The following is a 5,228-nucleotide window of genomic DNA, read 5'->3' on the forward strand; positions in this document are numbered from 1 at the left end:
GTATGTGTACGAGCCGGGTAGCTATGCGCCGTTGGCGCGGGTTGATCAGGCGGAAGGGGAAGGGCAGAAGCTTTATTACTTCCATACGGATCAGATTGGTACGCCGCTGGAGTTGACGGACAGTGATGGTACGATTGTTTGGCAGGCGACGTATCGTTCTTGGGGTTCAGTAGAGCAGCTGGCGGTTAAGGAAGTCGAGCAGAATCTGCGATTCCAGGGGCAGTATTTTGATGGCGAAACTGGGCTGCACTACAATACGTTCCGTTTCTACGACGCTGAGGTAGGAAGGTTTCTGTCGCAGGATCCCATAGGGCTTGCAGGTGGAATTAATATTTATTTGTACGCTGCAAATCCTGCTCAGGAAATTGACCCGCTGGGATGGTGTTCGACTAAGCTAGGCCAAAACATGGGGCATAGAACAGGTGATGGGATGGCTAATCACCATCTCATACCTGAGCAACTGATGAATAAGCCTATATTTGGATCTATGTTTAAGCGTTTGAAGGGTTTGGGTTTTGATGGTGATGGCGCATCAAACGGAATTTTCTTGCCGGACAAGAAAAACGTTCAGTATATAGATCTGCCTGGGCATTGGACAAATCATGACTCGTATACGACGGCAGTAGGTCAAAAGCTACTTGAGCTAAACAAAGTGGCTCCTCAATTGAGCGATACGCAACTAATTTTAGGTATAAAGAATATTCAGGATTGGGCAAGATCAGGGCTTCAGAATGGCCTATTTAAAGTTGATCCTGTTTCGGGTAGATTGTTGTGAGGTGTTATGAAAGAATTTTATGTAATTAATGCTGCTGAAGTTCATGGTGTTCCGCTTTTTTTTGATGTTGAGTGGGCGCCTAAGTTGCCAGAATTTAATCAGGTTTTAGAAAATCCTAGCAGTGATATTTTTGGCGGTTCATACCACGCTAAAATCGATCTGGATGCATTTTATGGGGATGCGTTTTTTGAACAGTATATCGTGTCTTTGGATTTCGTGAGTCTTTGCGAGTTGTATAATTGCAAGTATTTTAGTGTGCCTTTGGCGATTGAGTTGCGCAAAGGGGTTGGGGCAAGTAAGGCTTATAATCTATTTATTGTCCAGAGCAGGCGTTCAATACTAGATTTGGATAAATCCAAGTTTATTCTCATGGATGAGGGACTCTTAAGGCCTGAGGGAGAGCGCCAAGGTATGCCTGCGGTCTATGACCGGATCGAAAAGTTTGTTATAAGGGGTGGTATTGATGAAGATCTTTTTTATTGTGAGGAGTTAAAGCAAATCGTATGCTCTTCAGAATTCAGGTGCGGTTACTTGGATAGAAATCTTATCGGGCTAGAATTCAAGAAAATTGATGGCGATTTTATTTATGCTCCTTGGGGGTGATCCTTGATTGAGTGGCATTTTGCATTTGCGGCTTTTGATACTTGGCCAAAAAACACCTTAATAGTATAAGGTTCTTTATTGGTTCGGTTTGAGACGGCTATCTCCTTGCCACAGTCGTCTCACTATCACCTGATAGAACTGGCCAGCCGAAAGAGCGTTTCTATCTACGCCCGCCTAGTGCCTCAACTTTGACGATGGTTTCAGGAACGCAGTGATTTGGTTAGGCTTATTAAGGGGCTTGGCGTATGATAGTCGTTAAAGATGTTCGTGCTTGGATCAATGGTAACGTATATGTTGACCTGCTGAAGCTTGTAGTTGAGCAGCTAAAGTTGCCAGTTAATTTTAATCCTGTTCCTGATGTGGCTCTTCAGCTTGATGCTGATAAGTTGAATCTGGCAAAGCTGGATCCGGCTGCACTGATTGCTGCTGCAGAGAATTCTGATCTGACTTGTCGCTATATTGCCGGGAAGCTTAAATCACTTAGTGAGTTGTCTGAAGAGCAAGAAGGAAAAAATCGGAAGATGAAGATGATGTAGTCATAGAGATGCATGCATTTTGTCAGAGTTTCCTAAATTTATATTTAATTTAGCTGTATTTCTTAAGCTTCGATTCGGGTGCATTGGAGGGCTACTTAAAGTCAATTCGAATCCCTGGGGTTAAGAAATACGCGGCACAGTTGAAAGGACTATATAAGGCAATATCTGTGTGATGTGTCACTCTCTGGGGCGACATGCTGGAGGACTGTGTTTCGGTAACTCATGGTGTTTTAGTGTCATTTTTAATGATGAGAAGAAGCTTCAATTTTTCTGGACGGCCCCGATCTTTAAAAACTGAGCCTTTAAGGGTGGTCATCTAAAATTGTGACCACCTCGTCGGAGTGACCGATGCACTGAGCCAGACCACCACGCTGGAGCGCAAGCCCGACGGTGAAGTGCTGCGCATCAAGCACCCGGACGGTACGGCGGAAACCTTTACCTACAATACCCTAGGCCAGGTGCTGACGCACACCGACGGAAAAGGCCAGACCACCTATCTCCAGCGCACCTCGCGCGGCCTGCCGAGCAGCCGTCAGGATGCCAAGGGCGAGTGGGTTCGCTATGAGTACGACAAGGCCCTGCGCTTGACCGTGCTGGTCAACGAGAACAGTTCGGCGTACCGCTTCGCCTACGATGCATCGGACCGCCTGAGCGAAGAAGTGCGGGTCGACAATCTGACCCGACGCTTCAGCTACGACGCTGGCGGGCATCTGGTCCGCCTGGACGAAATCGGCTACGGCGAAAACGGTGAGCGCCCCGAGCGCAGCACGCTGTTCGAACGCGATGCCATCGGCCGGTTGATGGCCAAGGTCAACCGCGATGCGCGGCAAGCCTTCGCCTACGACGATGCTGACCGCTTGCTGAGCATTCAGCGCCAGCCGACGCCTACAGGTAAGCAGCTGGGTATCACCGACGAAGAGCTCGGCTACAGCTATGACCTGCTAGGTCGTCTGACACAGGAACTGAGCCCAAGCGGCGCACTGGACTATGAGTACGATGCCCTCAGCAACCTGACCACACTGACCCTGCCGGATGGCCGCAAGCTCAACCACCTGTATTACGGCAGCGGCCATTTGCACCAGCTGAACCTGGACGGCCAGGTGATCAGCGACCTGGAGCGGGACGACCTGCACCGCGAGGTCTATCGCACCCAGGGCAAGCTCACCAGTTGCTTCGGCTACGACGCCATGGGGCGCAAGGCCTGGCAGTTTGCCTCGACCTTGCCCGCGGACAAGCTTTCACAGGTGCACAACACCGGTATCAATACCTCGCTGCTGGTGGAGCATGCCTACAACCCGATTCACCGCCGCTATCAGTACGACCCCGCGGGTGAATTGGTGCGCACGCTCGACAAGCTGCGTGGCGAGATCAAGTACGAGTACGAAGCCAATGGCCAGTTGCGCAGCCGCGATACCGGCTCGCTGGTAGGCACTGAAGAATTCCGCTACGACGCGGCGGCCAACCGCCTGGACTTCAATGCCCGGCAGTTTGCCAAGGTCAAGGACAACCGGATCAAGCAGTGGCGGGACCAGGAATACCGCTACGACCCATGGGGCAACCTGATCGAGAAGCGCTCGGGGCACAGCAAGCTGCAGAGCTTCAGCTACGACTGCGAGAACCGGCTGGTTCGCGCCGAGACCCTGGTTAACGGCAAGCTGGAGAGCCGTGGCGCGTATCGCTACGACAGCCTGGGGCGGCGGGTGGCCAAGCAGGCGGAAATCAACGGCGAAGTCGAACAGAAGCGCTTCCTGTGGCAAGGGCTGAGGATGCTGCGGGAAGAGACGCCTGGGCAGAGTATCTTGTATGTGTATGAGCCGGGGAGCTATGCGCCGCTGGCGCGAGTCGATCAGGCGGAAGGGGAAGGGCAGAAGCTTTATTACTTCCATACGGATCAGATTGGTACGCCGCTGGAGCTGACGGACAGTGATGGCACGATCGTTTGGCAGGCGACGTATCGTTCGTGGGGGGCAGTGGAGCAACTGGCTGTTGATGAGGTTGAGCAAGATCTGCGCTTTCAGGGGCAGTATTTCGATTATGAAACGGGGCTGCACTATAATACGTTCCGATATTATGATTCTGAAGTAGGGCGATTCATCACCCAGGATCCAATCGGTATAGATGGTGGGTTCAATCTATATCATTATGTGCCTAACCCAACTGGCTGGTTTGATCCTTGGGGCTGGGAATGTTGGAGTAGTGCGCGGAGGAACTACTGGAAAGCCGAAGCTAAAGCGCCTACGAGAACATACTCCGCTGCGAACATGGCTCGTATGGCAGACGGTAAAGCGCCAAAAATAACTGTAGAAGTGATTAACAGAAGAACGGGACTTCCACAGACCAAAGACGTTTCGATGGAACTACATCATAGGGACATTCCGCAGCGAATAGGTGGTGACGGAGTGCATAAGACGCAAAATCTGGACGCTCTGACACCTTGGGAGCACGAAGCGGTTGACCCGTTCAGGCATGTAGGCAGTGACTTGGTTAGGATTATTAAGGGGCTTGACGTATGGTAGATGTAGAGGATATTCGTGCTTGGATCAATGGCAAAGTGTATATGGATTTGTTAAGTGCTGTTGTTGGAAAATTAAGGTTGCGGGTTAATTCTGATCCTGTCCCCGACGTGGTTCTTCAGCTTGATGCCAATAAGTTAAATCTGGCAAGGCTTGAGCCGGCTGCGCTGGTTGCTGTCGCTCAGGATGCTGATCTGATTTGTCGCTACATTGCAGAAAAACTTAAGTTGTTAAGCGGGGTGCCTGATGAGCAAGAAGGCAAGAGTCCAGAAGATGAAGATGACGTGGTCTTAGAGACGCATCCATTTTATCAAAATTTTCTTAATCTATATTTAATTGAGTTGCATTTTTTAAGCTTTGATTTGGATGCATTGGAGGGATACTTAAAATCTATTCGAATTCCTGGAGTTAAGAAATATTTGGCGCAATTGCAGGTGATATATGGGCGTGTATCTGAATGATGTGCCGCGCCTTGACAAAGCTGCTAAAGAGTTGTGATCTTGATAACTTATAGCGCTTTTTGATGTTTTCTTAATGATAAGTAACGGCTTTGATTTACTCAGGGTGACCTCCGATCTTTAAAAACTGAGCTTTTAAGGGTGGTCATATACGAGCGTGACCACCTCGTCGCAGTGACCGATGCGCTGAATCAGACCACCACGCTGGAACGCAAACCGGACGGCGAAGTATTACGTATCAACCACCCGGATGGCACTGCAGAGACCTTCACCTACAACACCCTGGGTCAGGTGTTGACCCACACCGATGGCAAAGGCCAGACCACCCGCCTGCAACGCACCT

General features: G+C 50.2%; 4 protein-coding genes and 2 pseudogenes. All 6 read left to right on the plus strand.

The features are described 5' to 3' along the window. The coding region (locus ABE528_RS27195; RefSeq protein ID WP_346654618.1) for an RHS repeat-associated core domain-containing protein at positions 1-775 on the plus strand (775 nt) is incomplete at its 5' end. A 6-nt stretch (positions 776-781) separates the two neighbouring features. Next, positions 782-1,378: a hypothetical protein gene (locus tag ABE528_RS27200; RefSeq protein ID WP_346654619.1), complete on the plus strand. Its 597-nt coding sequence runs from the start codon at positions 782-784 to the stop codon at positions 1,376-1,378. A gap of 245 nt (positions 1,379-1,623) precedes the next feature. Further along, positions 1,624-1,914 carry a hypothetical protein gene (locus ABE528_RS27205; RefSeq protein WP_346654620.1) on the plus strand — a complete coding sequence of 97 codons (291 nt, stop codon included), beginning with the start codon at positions 1,624-1,626 and terminating at the stop codon, positions 1,912-1,914. 329 nt (positions 1,915-2,243) lie between these two features. Further along, a pseudogene (locus ABE528_RS27210) lies at positions 2,244-4,430 on the plus strand (RHS repeat-associated core domain-containing protein); the annotation flags it as partial. Beyond that, the gene (locus ABE528_RS27215; protein WP_346654621.1) at positions 4,424-4,888 is read left to right on the plus strand and encodes a hypothetical protein; all 465 of its coding nucleotides are present in this window, start codon (positions 4,424-4,426) and stop codon (positions 4,886-4,888) included. The pseudogene ABE528_RS27210 and the gene ABE528_RS27215, both read left to right, overlap by 7 nt. A gap of 138 nt (positions 4,889-5,026) precedes the next feature. Continuing rightward, positions 5,027-5,228 (plus strand): annotated as a pseudogene (locus ABE528_RS27220) (RHS repeat protein); the annotation flags it as partial.

Source organism: Pseudomonas sp. TWI628 (assembly GCF_039673865.1).
Lineage (GTDB): Bacteria > Pseudomonadota > Gammaproteobacteria > Pseudomonadales > Pseudomonadaceae > Aquipseudomonas.

Bases quoted from the DNA above. Each gene is read 5' to 3' on its own strand.
- ABE528_RS27200 (WP_346654619.1), top strand. From the start codon at position 782: ATGAAAGAATTTTATGTAATTAATGCTGCTGAAGTTCATGGTGTTCCG.
- ABE528_RS27205 (WP_346654620.1), top strand. From the start codon at position 1,624: ATGATAGTCGTTAAAGATGTTCGTGCTTGGATCAATGGTAACGTATAT.
- ABE528_RS27215 (WP_346654621.1), top strand. From the start codon at position 4,424: ATGGTAGATGTAGAGGATATTCGTGCTTGGATCAATGGCAAAGTGTAT.